The sequence below is a fragment of the Amycolatopsis sp. genome, from assembly GCF_035546795.1.
In the GTDB taxonomy this organism is placed as follows: domain Bacteria; phylum Actinomycetota; class Actinomycetes; order Mycobacteriales; family Pseudonocardiaceae; genus Amycolatopsis_E.
The window spans coordinates 57,455-71,404 of sequence record NZ_DASZWC010000047.1 but is presented as its reverse complement, the minus strand read 5'-3'; the positions used below and the strand labels follow the sequence as shown (position 1 = coordinate 71,404).

At 70.5% G+C, this 13,950-nt stretch carries 15 protein-coding genes; 7 read left to right on the top strand and 8 right to left on the bottom strand.

Annotation, left to right across the window (positions count from 1 at the left end; translation table 11 throughout):
• The first annotated feature begins 11 nt into the window (after nt 1-11).
• Genes VHD82_RS25735 through VHD82_RS25725 form a run of 3 tightly spaced genes read left to right on the top strand, consistent with a single transcriptional unit; the run spans nt 12 to nt 3,543 of the window.
• Nucleotides 12-1,235, top strand: a complete 1,224-nt coding sequence (locus VHD82_RS25735) for a cytochrome P450 (RefSeq protein WP_325709121.1) — start codon at nt 12-14, stop codon at nt 1,233-1,235.
• An 11-nt stretch (nt 1,236-1,246) separates the two neighbouring features.
• A complete protein-coding gene (locus tag VHD82_RS25730; protein WP_325709118.1) occupies nt 1,247-2,713 on the top strand; it encodes an aldehyde dehydrogenase family protein in 1,467 nt (488 codons plus the stop codon).
• An 11-nt stretch (nt 2,714-2,724) separates the two neighbouring features.
• Nucleotides 2,725-3,543 (top strand): mycofactocin-coupled SDR family oxidoreductase, encoded by an 819-nt coding sequence (locus VHD82_RS25725; RefSeq protein WP_325709115.1) that lies wholly within the window; start codon nt 2,725-2,727, stop codon nt 3,541-3,543.
• A 30-nt stretch (nt 3,544-3,573) separates the two neighbouring features.
• Here the strand turns inward: VHD82_RS25725 and VHD82_RS25720 are convergent, their stop codons facing one another.
• The 3 genes from VHD82_RS25720 to VHD82_RS25710 all read right to left on the bottom strand — a co-directional run bounded on the left by VHD82_RS25720 (nt 3,574) and on the right by VHD82_RS25710 (nt 5,570).
• Nucleotides 3,574-4,170, bottom strand: a complete 597-nt coding sequence (locus VHD82_RS25720; RefSeq protein WP_325709112.1) for a TetR/AcrR family transcriptional regulator — start codon at nt 4,168-4,170, stop codon at nt 3,574-3,576.
• A gap of 91 nt (nt 4,171-4,261) precedes the next feature.
• Nucleotides 4,262-5,041 carry an enoyl-CoA hydratase/isomerase family protein gene (locus tag VHD82_RS25715; RefSeq protein WP_325709109.1) on the bottom strand — a complete coding sequence of 260 codons (780 nt, stop codon included), beginning with the start codon at nt 5,039-5,041 and terminating at the stop codon, nt 4,262-4,264.
• Nucleotides 5,042-5,129: 88 nt separating this feature from the next.
• Nucleotides 5,130-5,570, bottom strand: a complete 441-nt coding sequence (locus VHD82_RS25710) for a nuclear transport factor 2 family protein (protein WP_325709106.1) — start codon at nt 5,568-5,570, stop codon at nt 5,130-5,132.
• 189 nt (nt 5,571-5,759) lie between these two features.
• Between VHD82_RS25710 and VHD82_RS25705 the strand changes: the two genes are divergently transcribed.
• Nucleotides 5,760-6,557, top strand: coding sequence for an acyl-CoA thioesterase (locus VHD82_RS25705; protein WP_325709102.1), 798 nt, complete (start codon nt 5,760-5,762; stop codon nt 6,555-6,557).
• 21 nt (nt 6,558-6,578) lie between these two features.
• On the opposite strand, the gene VHD82_RS25700 is transcribed toward VHD82_RS25705, so the two are convergent.
• Genes VHD82_RS25700 through VHD82_RS25690 form a run of 3 tightly spaced genes read right to left on the bottom strand, consistent with a single transcriptional unit; the run spans nt 6,579 to nt 8,918 of the window.
• The gene (locus VHD82_RS25700; protein ID WP_325709099.1) at nt 6,579-6,983 is read right to left on the bottom strand and encodes a MaoC/PaaZ C-terminal domain-containing protein; all 405 of its coding nucleotides are present in this window, start codon (nt 6,981-6,983) and stop codon (nt 6,579-6,581) included.
• A complete protein-coding gene (locus VHD82_RS25695; RefSeq protein ID WP_325709096.1) occupies nt 6,980-7,417 on the bottom strand; it encodes an FAS1-like dehydratase domain-containing protein in 438 nt (145 codons plus the stop codon). Before VHD82_RS25695 ends, VHD82_RS25700 begins: the two co-directional genes overlap by 4 nt.
• Before the next feature lie 22 nt (nt 7,418-7,439).
• Nucleotides 7,440-8,918, bottom strand: coding sequence for a class I adenylate-forming enzyme family protein (locus VHD82_RS25690; RefSeq protein WP_325709093.1), 1,479 nt, complete (start codon nt 8,916-8,918; stop codon nt 7,440-7,442).
• 180 nt (nt 8,919-9,098) lie between these two features.
• On the opposite strand from VHD82_RS25690, the gene VHD82_RS25685 reads away from it, so the two are divergent.
• Nucleotides 9,099-9,332, top strand: coding sequence for a hypothetical protein (locus VHD82_RS25685; RefSeq protein ID WP_325709090.1), 234 nt, complete (start codon nt 9,099-9,101; stop codon nt 9,330-9,332).
• Entirely contained in the window at nt 9,308-10,582 is a 1,275-nt protein-coding gene (locus VHD82_RS25680) for a FadR/GntR family transcriptional regulator (RefSeq protein ID WP_325709087.1), read from the top strand. Before VHD82_RS25685 ends, VHD82_RS25680 begins: the two co-directional genes overlap by 25 nt.
• Nucleotides 10,583-10,601: 19 nt before the next feature.
• Here VHD82_RS25680 and VHD82_RS25675 read toward each other — a convergent pair whose 3' ends face one another.
• On the bottom strand, nt 10,602-11,234 hold the full coding sequence (locus VHD82_RS25675; protein ID WP_325709084.1) for a cysteine hydrolase: 633 nt from the start codon (nt 11,232-11,234) through the stop codon (nt 10,602-10,604).
• Between the two features lie 118 nt (nt 11,235-11,352).
• Here VHD82_RS25675 and VHD82_RS25670 point away from each other — a divergent pair, with 118 nt between their 5' ends.
• A complete protein-coding gene (locus VHD82_RS25670; RefSeq protein ID WP_325709081.1) occupies nt 11,353-12,711 on the top strand; it encodes a phosphotransferase family protein in 1,359 nt (452 codons plus the stop codon).
• 38 nt (nt 12,712-12,749) lie between these two features.
• On the opposite strand, the gene VHD82_RS25665 is transcribed toward VHD82_RS25670, so the two are convergent.
• Nucleotides 12,750-13,934, bottom strand: a complete 1,185-nt coding sequence (locus VHD82_RS25665) for a thiolase family protein (RefSeq protein ID WP_325709078.1) — start codon at nt 13,932-13,934, stop codon at nt 12,750-12,752.
• Nucleotides 13,935-13,950: the final 16 nt, after the last annotated feature.

Sequence of the window (13,950 nt, the reverse complement as noted above, 5' to 3'; positions counted from 1 at the left end):
TGAGGTGTCTTGTGACAACGACGGAATTCGATCATCACTCCGGCGCGTACGCCCGTGACTGGCGGGAGATCAACTCGACGCTGCGCGGCAAGTGCCCCGTCGCGCACACCGAGGCGCACGGCGGCTTCTGGGTGCTGAGCAAGTACGCCGACATCGCCGAAGTGGCGCGTGACGACGAGACTTTCTCGTCCTACCAGGAACTTCCGGACGGTTCGCGGACCGGCGCGACGATCCCGGCCGGTCCGCTGCGGCAGGTGCCGATCGAGATGGACCCGCCCGAGTTCTTCGACTACCGCAAGCTGCTCAACGGCCGTTTCTCGCCCGCGTCGGTCAAGCGGTGGGAGCCGTACCTGCGGGACGTCACCACTTTCTGCATCGACAACTTCGTCGAGTCCGGCCAGGCCGATCTGGTCAGCGCGCTGGCGTCGCCGGTCCCGGCGATCCTGACCCTGGAGCTGCTGGGCCTGCCCACCACCGGCTGGCGCACGGTCTCCGACGTGACGCACGCGCTGGTGCACACGCTGCCCGGCTCGCCGGAGCACGACGCGGCGATGGCCGGCATCATGGGAATTCTCGGTCAGGTCAACGAAACCATCGCCGCGCGGCGTGCCGAGCCGAAGGACGACCTGATCTCCGAGCTCGTGCACGCGGAGGTCAACGGCGAGAAGATGACTGACGCGCGGCTGATCGAGATCATCACGCTGGTCATCTTCGGTGGCGTGGACACCACGGGCAGCCTGATCGGTAGCGCGCTGGAATGGCTGCACCACAACCCGGCCGAACGCGACCGCCTGCGCGCCGATCCCGCCCTGATTCCCACGGCGACCGAAGAGTTCCTGCGCTATTTCAGCCCGGTGCCCGGGCTTGCCCGCACGACCACGAAGGAGTGCACCGTCGGCGGGCAGGCACTGGCCGCGGGTGAGCGGGTGTTCCTGTCCTGGTCCTCGGCCAACTATGACGAGGAGGTCTTCGACCGGCCGGACGACGTGGTGCTGGACCGGCATCCGAACCGGCACCAGTCCTTCGGGCTCGGCATCCACCGCTGCCTCGGCTCGAACGTGGCACGCCTGGAGTTCCGGGTCGTGCTCGAAGAAGTGCTGCGCCGGCTCCCGGACTACGTCGTGGACACCGCACACGCCCAGCCGTATCCGACGATCGCCGTCGTCAACGGCTGGATCTCGTTGCCCGTCACATTCACCCCGGGCGCGCGCCTGGGCTCGAATTTCGCTCTGTAGGAGGATTTCCCATGACAGCAACGGTTACCCCGGCGAGCCTCGGCACAGCCAGGCTTTACGTCGGTGGCGAGTGGCTGGACGCCACGTCGGGCGGGGCGATGGACAAGATCGACCCGCGGACGGGGCAGGTGCAGGGTTCGGTGCTGCTGGCCGGTGCGGCCGAAGTCGACAAGGCGGTGGCGGCGGCGAAGGCGGCTTTCCCCGCGTGGCGCGATCTTCCCGGCTCCGAACGGCGCAAGGCGCTGCTGCGCCTGGAGCGGATCATCGAGGAGCACGCGGCCGAACTCGGGGGGATCGCCGCGGCCGAGGGGGGTACCGCGGTCGGCCTGGCCACCGGCGGGCACCACGTCGCGGCGAGCTGGTTCGGCTACTACGCGGGCTGGGCCGACAAGATCGAAGGCACCGTCGTGCCCGGCGTCCCCGGCGGGGTCGACTACACGCTGGCCGAACCCTACGGCGTGGTCGGCATCATCATCACCTGGAACGGCCCGATGATCTCGGTCGCGATGAAGGTCGCGCCCGCGCTGGCGGCCGGAAACACGGTGGTGCTGAAGTCGCCCGAACTCGCGCCGTTCGCGATCCAGCGGTTCGCCGAGCTGATCGAGGACGCCGGGTTGCCGCCGGGCGTGCTCAACATCCTGCCCGGCGGGCCGGAGGCGGGTGACCGGCTGGTGCGGCACCCGGACGTCGGCAAGATCTCGTTCACCGGTGGCCATGCGACAGCCCGCAAGATCCTGGAGGCGGCACAGCCCACGCTCAAGCCGGTCGCGCTCGAACTCGGTGGCAAATCGGCGAACCTGGTGTTCCCCGACGCCGACCTCGACGCGACGGTGCCGTTCGCGGTGGGCTTCACCGTCGGGCTGATGTCCGGTCAGGGCTGCGCGCTGCCGACCCGGATGATCGTGCACCGCGAAATCTACGACGAGGTGGTGCAGCGGCTGCGTGCGGCCGTCGAGGCGCTGCCCGTCGGCGACCCGCTCGATCCGTCCAATGTGGTCGGTCCGGTGGTGAGTTCCGCCGCCTGTGAACGCATTCTCGGCATGATCGACGAGGCACGGACCTCCGGTGCCGGCCGCGTCGTCACCGGCGGCGAGCGCGCGGCGGGGGAGCTGGCCGACGGGTTCTACGTCAAGCCCACCGTGCTCGCCGACGTGGACAACTCCAGCCGGATCGCGCAGGAGGAGATCTTCGGCCCCGTACTGGTGGTGCTGCCCTTCGACGACGAGGAGGAAGGCATCCGGCTGGCGAACGAATCGACCTACGGGCTGGCCGCGTTCGTGCAGACCAAGGACGCCGCCAGGGCGCACCGGGTCGCGGCACGGCTGGAGGCGGGCAGCGTGTTCGTCAACGGTTTCGTGCCGGTGATGCCCTCCGCGCCCTTCGGTGGCTACAAGCAGAGTGGGTACGGACGAGAGGGCGGCAAGCCGGGCCTCGACGAGTTCCTGCAAACCAAGAACGTCTACATCGCCACCGTCTGAAGGAGCCGGAAATGACCGCACCACTGGAAGGCCGCGTCGCGTTCATCACCGGCGTCGCACGAGGACAGGGCCGCGCGCACGCCATCCGTCTGGCGCGCGACGGCGCGGACATCATCGGGGTCGACATCTGCGCCGATGTGTCCTCTATGGACTATCCGAACGCCTCGCCAGAGGATCTGGACGAGACGGTGAAACTGGTCGAAGAGCAGGGCCGCCGGATCGTCGCGCGCCAGGCCGACATCCGGGACTACGCGGCGCTCGAAGCCGCGTTCGGCGAAGGCTTCGGCGAGTTCGGGCGGGTCGACATCATCGTCGCCAACGCCGGCATCGTCCGGCTCACGCCGGAAGCGGATCCGTTGCAGGAGTGGCACGACATCATCGACACCAACCTTTCCGGCGCCTTCCACACGATCCGCGTCGCGCTGCCCGCGATGCGCGCGGCGGGGCGCGGCGGGTCGATCGTGATCACCAGTTCCAGCGCCGGCCTCAAGGGCACCGGCAGCGCGCAGGCCGGGCAGCAGGCCTACACCGCCGCCAAACGGGGGCTGGTCGGGTACATGCAGGTGCTGGCCAACGACCTGGCGCCGGACTGGATCCGGGTCAACACCATCCACCCGACCGGCGTCGCGACCGGCATGGTCATGAACGAGGCCATGCAGAAGCTGATGGCCGATCCGGACGCGGACATGTCCACCATGCAGAACGCGCTGCCGATCCCGATCCTGCAACCGGAGGACATCGCCAACGCGGTGGCGTGGCTGGTCAACGACGAGCAGAAGTACATCACCGGTATCCAGCTGCCGCTGGACGCGGGCTTCTCCGTCCGCTGACGTGCCGCCGCGGCCCGCCGTTCCGGCGGGTCAGCGGCGGCCGCGTGCGCCGAGCGCGCGAAAGGCGAAATCGGTCACCTGCGCCGCGGCGGTGGCCGCGGACGTCCGCGCCGACCCGCTCATCCGCTCGGCGAACGCCTCGGTCAGGGTCGCCCTGATGGCCTGGGCGTCGGGTTCGGGGTCGGTCCACGGGAACGAGCCGTCGGCCTGTCCCTGGCGGAGGATCCCGGCGATGTGCTCCTGCAGCCGGCGCATCGTCTGCGCCCTGGCCTCGGCGTAGCCGGTGGCACTGAGCAGCTCCGCCGAGGACAGCATGAGCACCCGCTGCCGGCGGCGCGGCAGGGCAGTCAGCCGCAGGTACCCCTCGATCCAGGCCCGCAGCGCCTCGGGGGGCGAGGCTGTCGAGCGCGCGGCGGCGTCGAGCTCCGCGTGCAGCCGGTCGCTGTCGCGCCGGAACATCGCCAGCAGCAGCGCGTCCTTGGATTCGAAATGCCGGTAGAAAGCGCGGGTGGACAGCCCGGCGGCGCTGAGGATGTCGGTCATCGAAACGCCTTCGCCGTTGCTCTGGGCAAGACAGCGGTAGGCGGCGTCGATGATCCGTGACTCCTCCGAAACTTCAACCGGCACGCGGCCGCCTCCTTTTTCCCGCCGGCGCTTCAACCGTAAAGGGTAAACCTCCGTGCGCGGGGCGGGCCGCCGGACGCGAAGTCGCGGGTGGTCAGCGGATCATCGGCTTCGGCCGCGCGACGGTGGCGCGGTCCACCTCGGCGGTACCGATCGGATTGCCGAGCTGGGTGTACATCAGACCGGTCTGCAGCGCCTGGGAGCGGGTGGCGTCCAGCGACTCCCAGATCGCGCGCACGGTGCCCTGGATCGCCGCCGGCGGCTTCGCCGCGATGATCCGCGCGAGCTCGTTGGCGCGCTGCCACAGTTCGTCCCGCGGCACGATCTCGGTCACCAGGCCGATCTGCAGGGCACGTTCGGCGGACATCCGCTCGTCGAGCCCGAGCAGCGCGATCCGCAGCGCTTCGCCGAGGGGGACCCGCCGGGCGAGCCCGATGGGCTCGAGGGCCGCGGTCAGGCCGTAGGTCACGTGCGGGTCGAAGAACTGCGCGTCCTCGGAGCAGATGACCAGATCGGACTCGTTGATCCAGTAGAACGCGCCGCCGGCGGCCATGCCGTGCACCGCGCACACCACCGGTTTCCAGACCTGGTTCATTTTGGGGGAGAGCTGGACACCCGGGTCCTGCTGGGTCCAGATGTTCGGGTGGCCCGCGCTGGCGAGCTTGCCGCTCACGTCGACGCCGGTGCAGAACGCCCTATCGCCCGCCGCGCGCAGCACGACCACGTGGATGTCGTCGTCGTCGCGGACGCGGGCCCAGACCCGGGTGAACTCGTCGCACATGGTCTGGTTGAAGGAGTTGAGCTTGTCCGGACGGTTGAGCGTCACGGTCGCGATGTGATCGCTGAGGGAGAACTCCAGCGTTTCGAGGTCCACAGTGATCCCTTCCCAGGCGACTCCGGCTGAGTGCGAGTATAGATTAACTGATTAAACCTGGCTCGACCGTGATGGCGGGCCGGCGGGCTCAGCCGGCGAAGTTCGAGCCCTCGGCGATGGCGTCCACCCGCACGTACCGGTGGGCGATCAGCCAGCGGCCGTCGCCGGGCACGTGCCGGTCGCGGTAGCGGCCCCAGTGGTCGGGCCCGTGGGCGTTGAACACCACGAAGTAGGCCGCGGTGCGGATCTCGGTGGGCGACGTGTGTTCGAAGGCGACGTTGGCCACGAAGTGCCGGACGATTTTCCGCTCCCCGCGGTCGTCGGTCCGGGAACCCTCGGCGACCACGCCGGAAAGGAAACGCACGATCGCCTCGCGCCCCTCGGCGGGCTCGCGGCCCTCCAGGTGCAGCACGCCGTCCTCGGTGAAGGTCGCCGCGAGGTCCGCCAGCCGTCCGCGGTCCCCGGCATGGTTGTAGCCCGCGATGGTGTTACGGACTTCCTCCCTGGCCACCAGTTCCCACATCTCCATCAGGGTTACCTCCACGATGAGCGGACTCGGGTATAGATCCAATGGTTCATAAAACTCTTTCCGTAATATGGAGCACAAGGGTGGTCTCGTGCCCGGGTGCCGGGCGCTAGGGTCTCGGCCTGTGAGGGGAGTGACCATGCAAGAGCGCACCGCAGGCATGGAAAGGCGGGCTCCGGTCCGGGAGTGCCGGTGACGGCGGCGGTGGATCCCGGGTACCCGGAGGCCGACCTGCCGGGTCTGCTCGAACTCGAGCCGATCGAGCGGGATCTGTTCCGCGCCAACGCCGTCTTCGACGATCCCCTGGCGCTCTACGGCGGCCAGGTCGCCGCGCAGGCACTGATGGCGGCGGGCGCGACCGTGCCGGACGGGCGGTTGCCGCACTCGTTGCACGGGTACTACCTGCGCGGGGGCGACGCCTCCCACCCGACGGTGTTCCGGGTGGACCGGGACCGCGACGGCCGCTCGTTCTCGGCTCGCCGGGTGGTCGCGATCCAGCGCGGCAAGGTCATCTTCAACATGTCCGCCTCCTTCCAGGCCGCCGAGGACGGGGCCGATCACCAGGTCGAGCCGGTGCCGTCCGCCGGTGCCCCGGATGAGCTTCCCCCGTTCGTCCTGCCGCGCCTCACGTCGTTCGAAGGCAGGCTGCCCGCCCAGCCGTACCCGGGCGGTCCGTGGCCCACCAGGTTCTGGGCCCGCGTCACGCTGCAGCTGCCCAAGGAACCGCTGTGGCACGCCGCGGCACTGACGTACCTGTCGGACATCTCGACCGGGCTCGCCCCGCTGCACGACGAGACGTACCAGTCCGGGGCCACGCTGGATCACGCGGTGTGGTTCCACCGCTCGATCCGGCTGGACGACTGGGTGCTGCTCGACCTCGTGCCGCACACCGTCGGCGGCGGTCGCGGCTGGTATACGGGCAGCGTCCACACTCGCGAAGGCGTCCTCGGCGCGAGCCTGACGCAGGAGGCGCTCTACCGCCGAAGGTAGAACGCCCGCGCCGGCGCGGTATCAGAGGGCGAATTCCGCGGTGCCTTCGACGACGATGGTGCCGTTGCCGGTGGTGAGCCGCAGGTCGAGTTCGGCCCTGCGCTCGCCGCGGACGGTGCGGACGCGGGTCACCGTGCCGGTGGCGGTCAGGATGTCGCCGCGCCACACCAGTTCCCGGAACCGGGAGCGGAACCGGCGGACGCTTTCGGTGCCGTAGACGTCCGTGCAGAACGTGGCCAGATAACCGGCGTTGAGCATGCCGACCCCGAACGCCGCGGGATAGCCGGCGGAGCGGGCGAGTTCGTCGTCGTGGTGCATCGGGTTCAGGTCCCCGCTCGCGCCCTGGTACCGCACGATGTCGGTCATGCCCACCGGCCCGAACCGGCGTACGGGCAGCCGCGCTCCCACTTCGCCGGGCACGCTCATGCGGTGGCTCCCGGCTCGGCGACGTAGGCGGAGGTGTAGTGGCACTCCGCGACGAGCGCGCCGGCCTGGTCGCGGAACTCGATCGTGAAATGGATGAACAGCAGCGGCCCTCGCCGCCCTTCCTTGCGCACGGCGCGATCGAACCGCACGGAGGTCTCCAGGGTGTCGCCGGCGCGGGGGAGCGGGCCGTGGAACACGTATTCCTGCTCGGCCGACAGCAGCCGCCGCACGTCGGGCTCGATGCCCAGCGCGGCCAGTGCGGCGGCGGCCTCCGGCGCCCGCAACGCTTGGGCGGGGTCGTCCCAGAAGACCACGGTGGACAGGAACGTCGGCGGGATCGGCGCACGCGGGTCGTCGAGATACTCCGGCCGGCCGTTCGCCGTCGCGAGCGCGTACTCGCGGATTTTTCCTTGCTCGACGGGCATTCGCGCCATGACCACTTCCCTCGCCGGAATCCTAGTCTTCGAGCGCCGCACGTACCTGGTCCAGCAGTTCGACCCGGCTCACCTTCATCGACGGGGTCCGCGGGAGTTCGTCGACGGCGACGATGTGCTTCGGCACCTCGTACGGCGTCAACTGCTGACGGCACAAGGCCTTCAGCTCCGCCTCGCCGGGAAAATCCCGGCCGGGCGCCAGCTCGACGACCGCCACCGGCACCGCGCCGAGCCGCTCGTCGGGCAGTCCCGCGACCGCGGCCTCGCGGACCGCGGGATGGGTTTCGAGCACGTTCTTCACCGTTTCCGGCTGCACCTTGAACCCGCCGCGCACGATGGTGTCGTCGGCGCGGCCCTTGATCCAGACGAACCCGTCCTCGTCGATCCAGGCCAGGTCGCTCGTCCGCGTCCAGTCCCCGGCGGCGCTCTGCGCCGTGCGCACTTCCAGCCGCCCGGTCCGCCCCGCGGGCAGTTCCGCACCGTCGTCACCGGTGATCCTCAGTTCGACACCGGGGAAAGCGCGTCCCGCGCTGCCCGCCTTGCCGGACCACCACCGCTCGTGCAGCGGCAGTGTCCACCCGGCGACCGCACCGGCGAACTCGGTCGCGCCGTACGTCATCAGCACCCGGATCCCGTACCGCCGCTGGAACTCGTCCGCCAGTTCCGGCGGGCAGGCCGCGGTACCGGACGTGACCACCTGCAGACTCGACAGCTTCTCGGCGGGGACGTTCGCGTCCAGCACCGTGCGCAGCGCCGCGGGCACCAGCCCGGACGCGCGCAGCCGGTGCCGCTCGACCGCGCTGACCCAGCCCGCCAGCTCGAACTTGGGCATCAGCGCCAGTCGCCGGCCCGCGTAGAGGGAGGCCAGCACGCCCCACAGACCGCCGATGTGCACCAGCGGCGTGGCCACGAGCGACACGGACCGGCTCAGCAAGCGGCCGTTCTTCGGGGTGCTCGCACTGGAAACCAGCGAACTGTCGAGCTGGCGATCGGTGAGCCGGACGCGTTTGGGCGGCCCGGTGGTGCCCGACGTCAGCATCTCGATCGCGACGCCGGTGGCGGTGGCCGCGTCCGGCGCCGGTGCACCGCCGCGACCGGTGATCTCACCGGACGGATTCGCCTGGAGGGCAAGGCCACCGGCGACGGCAGCCTCGAGAACGCCGTCCCGGGTGAAGATCTCCGGGCCGGCGATCACCACCGGCAGGTCGCTGCGGGCGATGTCCGCGGCGAGCCGGGCGGCGGGTTGCAACGGGCTGAGCGTGACCACACACCGGCCGGTGCCCAGTACGGCCAGCAGCACCGCCACGTGCTCCGGCCTGCTTTCCAGCACGATCCCGATCCGGCTCGCCGGGCCGAGCCCCGCGGCTTCCAGGTGTTTCGCGGTCGCGGCGGCCACGGTCCGGACCCAGCCCCAGGAGTACCAGGTCTCGTCGTGCTCGATCGCTTCGGTTTCGGCGGGCGCCTCGCGCACCAGCGACGAGAGCCGATCACGGATCCCCACGTTCACTCCGTTCGTCAGCGGCAGAATAAAGCATACTCATCTACTGCGCGGTCGTGTGCGAACCTGAGACTAAATTATTTAGATGGATACCACCCGCCGGTGACCTGCCCGGCAGGTGCGGCCACACCGAATACACTGAGCCGCACGGACGTGCCCGGGAAGCCGGATCGAGGAGGCGCCGTGCCGAGGTCAGCCGCCGGTGCCGCGGTGCGCGAGGATCCGGTGGCCCCCGGAACCGGTGCGGCGCCGGAAACGGTGCTGCCGGCGGGCAAACTCGCCACCCGGGTGGCCCAGTCGATCGAGGACGACATCATCCGGCGGGGCTGGCCGTCGGCGCGGCGCTCGGTTCGGAACAGGAGCTCCGCGCGAAGTACGGCGTCAGCCGCCCGGTGCTGCGAGAGGCTGTCCGGCTGATCGAGCACCACCAGGTGGCCGGAATGCGCCGGGGCCCCAGCGGCGGCCTGTTCGTCCGCGCGCCCGACGCCAGGCCGGCCACCCGCGCGCTGGTGATTTTCCTGGAGTACATCGGCACCACCGCCGAAGATCTGATGCACGCCCGGTGCCTTCTCGAACCGGCGGCCGCGCGCCTGGCGGCGGCCCGGATCGGCGAGGCGGGCATCGAACGCCTGCGGCGCACGGTGGCCGAAGAGACCGAGCGCCGGCACGAGCCCGGCATCTTCGCCCAGGACGTGCCGCACGTGCTCGTCGGTGAGCTGTCCGGTAATCCCGCGCTGCACCTGTTCATCGACGTGCTGGCCAGGCTCACCGCGCGGTACGCGCACGCCACCGGCCGGGTCCCGAAGGAAGAGGTGGCCAGGGGCAAGGACGAGGCGCACTCCGCGCATCTGACCATTGTGGACGCTGTGATCGCCGGTGACACCGGCAAGGCCGAGGCGGCCACCGCCGGCCATCTGGAAGAGGTCACGGATTGGCTGCCGGCGCACCGGGGCCGTCGTGGCGGCCGGAAAGCGGCGAGGCTGCTGGAGGAGCCGGAGGCGAAGCTCGCCGAGGTGGTGGCGGCGCGCATCCGGGACGAGATCGCCCGCCGTGGCTGGCCGGTCGGGCAGGTACTGGGTTCGGAGGCTGATCTGCTTGCGCGGCAAGGGGTCAGCAGATCGGTGCTGCGCGAGGCCGTGCGGCTGCTCGAGTACCACTCGGTCGCCCTCATGCGCCGCGGCCCCGGCGGCGGGCTCGTGGTCACCGCGCCCGATCCCGGCGCGAGTATCCGGAGCATGGCGCTGTCACTCGACTACCGCGGCGTCACGTCCGAGGATCTGCACGCCGTCCGCGACGCCGTCGAGCTGGGCACGCTGGAGCGGGTGATGGCGCGCCGGGACGCACCCGAGGTGGCGGCCCGGCTCGGCGCGGTCATCGCGCGGAGCGAGGGGAAAGCTCCCGTCCCGGCCGCGTCGGACACCTTCCACACCGAGCTGGCCGATCTGTCCGGCAATCCCGTACTCGGGCTGTTTCTCCGCATCCTGACCGAACTCTGGACGCGCCACCGGGCGAACTCGCCGACCGCGGCGGAGCCGGGCCCGGCGGGTGCGGCCGAGGCGGCCCACGTGCACCGCGGCATTCTGCAGGCCATCCTGGACGGGGATGAAGGCGTTGCCCGGCACCGGATGCGCAGGCACCTGGCGGCCCTGACAGCCTGGTACGACTGAGCGAACCGCGACGGCGCGCTCAGGCGTACTGCGAAGCGGCCGCCAAGGCGTCCAGTACGTCCGCCGTGGTCGTGACGGTCGCGATGAGCGGCAGGATGTTCGCCACCTGGAAGTCGTGGATCTCGCGGCTGCTGCCGGCGATCGCGTTCTCCGGCACGACGGCCGTCAGCCCGCGGTTGAGCAGCTCGAGGCAGGTGCCGGGCACGCCGACGTTGGTCGAGACCCCGGTGACGATCACCGAACGCACGCCGCGCTCCCGCAGCACGGGTTCCAGCTCCGTGCCGTGGAACGGCGTCAGCCCGTGGATCCGCCTCGACACGTAGTCCTCCGGGCGCGGGGTGAGATCGGGGTGGATTTCGGCGCCTTGGTGCCCCTCGACGCAGTTTCCCCGCTTGCGCAGGGCACCCAGCAGCAGACACGAGGAGGTGGTGCCCACCCCGTCGGGCCGCAGCACGATCGTCGAGTGCACCACCAGCGCGCCCGCCGCGCGGCACGCGCCGGCCAGCGCGCCGATGTTCGCGAGCACGTTCCGCCCGGTGATTTCGCCGACCAGCCCGTCGTTGTCGCTGTGCTCGCCGTTGACCATGGCGTTCTGGCATTCGTTGATCAGCAGCGCCACACGGCGGCCGGGTTCGAGTCCGCGAACGGTCATGAGCTCCTCCGGTAACGGGTCTCGGCTGAGTGCACTGTTTGAGCTAGCATGCAAGGTATCCGCAGCATACAGGTGCCTTGTTTTATAAAGAGCAGACTCTTACGAGTGGGGAGCTGATGTGGACGGCGAGGCGTTGCGGCTGCCCGGGGAAATCGTCGGCTGGCTGGAGGAGACCACCGGGCTGCCACTGGCCGCGGCGGAGCGCATCCCCGGCGGCGGCATCCGGCAGGGCTGGTTCGTCGACTTCCGCGGACCTGGCGGAGCGGTCCGGGAGCTGTTCCTGCGCTACAGCCCGCGGCCGGAGAGCCCGGCGTTCCACCGGCTCGGCACCGAGGCGCAGGTGGTCCGCGCGCTGAGCGAAGCGGGCGCCAGGGTGCCGAAGATCCATGCCGCGCATCCGTCCAGGGAGGCCGTGCTGCAGGACCGGATCGACGGCGGCACCTGGTTCGCCCGGATCGAGGACCAGGACGAACAACTGCGGGTGGCGCAGGACTTCGTCCGGCAGCTGGCCTACGTGCACCGGCTGGACCCGGCGCGGCTGCGGATACCCGGCCTCGGGCCCGTCCGGCCGGCGCGCGAGCACGCGCTGGAGCGGATCGAGGCGATCCGGGAACGGGCGCGCCGCCCGGACGGCACGCTCGACCCGCTCGTGCGGCTGAGCACCGACTGGCTCGAACACAACGTCCCGGACTACGACGGCCCCGTGGTGCTGGTGCAGGGCGACACCGGTCCGGGCAACTTCCTGTACCGCGACGGGCAGGTGACCGCGGTCGTGGACTGGGAACTCGCGCACTGGGGCGACCCGATGGACGACATCGCGTGGCTGTCGCTGCGAACCGTGCAGGACACGTTCACCCATCTTCCCGACCGGATCGCCGAATACACCGAGCTGTCCGGGCACCAGCTGGACGTGGACCGGGTCTGGTACTACCGGGTTTTCGCCGAGACCACGATGGCCACGCTCCGATCCGGCGGTCCCGAGGAGCCCGGACCGCCGCACGACGCGGGGAACCGCATCCTCTACACCCAGCTGCACCGCCGGCTGTGGCTGGAAGCGCTGGACGTCGTGCTGGGCCTCGGCCTGCGGCGCCCTGCCGAGCCCGAGCCCGCCCCGCCCGAGCCATGGCACCACCTTTACGACACCGCGCTCGACATGTTGCGCACCATCACCCCGCGGATCGACGACCCGCTCGCGAAGCAGTGGACCAAAGGCGTGGCAAGGGTTCTGCGGTATCTCCGGGAGGTGGACGCGGCCGGGCGAGCCGTCAGTGCCGACGAGCTCGGCGAGCTGGCGGCGGAACTCGGCACGCGTCCCGCGACAGTGGCCGAAGGGCGGGAGGCGCTCGCCCGCGCGGCCCCGGTGGTCCCGGTGGAGCGCTTGGTCCGTCTACTGTGGAACCAGGTCATGCGCGACGACTTCCTGATGCGGTCGGCCTCCGGGGCGTTGCGGCACCGGACGTGGCCGCCACTGCGGTGAGTACCGCCGCGCCGTTCGTGCGGCGGTACTCACCTGCGTCAGGGCTTGAGCACCTCGACGACGACCGCGCCGGCCTGTCCGCCGCCGGCGCACATGGCGGCGACACCGTAGCCGCCACCACGCCGGCGCAGTTCATGAACCAGGGTGGTCAGCATCCGGGCGCCGGAGGCCGCGACGGGGTGGCCGAGGCTGCAGCCACTGCCGCTGGTGTTCACGTTTTCCTCGTCGATGCCCAGGATTCGGGTGGTCGCGACACACACGGACGCGAACGCTTCGTTGATCTCCCAGAGCGCGATCTCGTCCTGGCGCACACCGGAACGCCGCAGGGCTTTGCGCACCGCGTCGACCGGGGCCAGCCCGGTCCGCACCGGGTCGACGCCGACCGAAGCCCAGCCGCGCACGATCGCCAGCGGGGTCAGCCCCTCGGCGGCCACCACCGTGTCGCTCGCCAGGGCGAGCGCGGCGGCGGCGTCGTTGATCCCGCTGGAATTGCCCGCTGTGATGGAAAAACCGTCGATCTCCGGGTGCAATGGCTTGAGCGACGCCAGTTTCTCCAGCGTCGATCCGCGGCGCGGATGTTCGTCGACCGCGAAGTCGGTCAGCGAGCCGTCCCTGCGCCGTGCCTTCACCGGCACGATTTCCTCGGTGAAGAGGCCGTTGTCGATCGCGGCGACCGCGCGCTGGTGCGAACGCAGCGCCCAGGCGTCCATTTCCTCCCGCGTCACACCGGCGATCTTCGCGGCGTTCCAGCCGACGGTGATCGACATGTCGTCGCTCGGCGCTTCGGCCGTGCCGGGGTGGCTCGGGCTCATCCACGGCTCGGTCCACTCGTCCTCGGTGCCGAGCACGCGCGCCCGCATCCTCGGCGCGGTCGAAGAGGACTGCACGCCACCCGCGAGCACGACTTCGTCCATCCCGGCCCGGATGTTCGCGGCCGCGATCGACACGGACGTGAGGCCGGAGGCGCAGTGCCGGTTCACAGCCACACCCGGGACGTCCACCATGCCCGCCGTGATGGCGGCGTGCCGGGCGATGTCGCCGCCGCCCCACATCGATTCGCCGAGGACGACGTCGTCGAACCGCTCCGGCGGCAGGCCCGAACGGCGCACGGTCTCGGCCACCACGACGTCGGCCAGTTCGAGCGCGCTGGTCTCGGTCAGGGTTCCCTTGTAGGCGGTCCCGATCGGCGTCCGGCTCGCACTGACGATCACGGCATCGGTCATTTTCGTTCACTCCCAA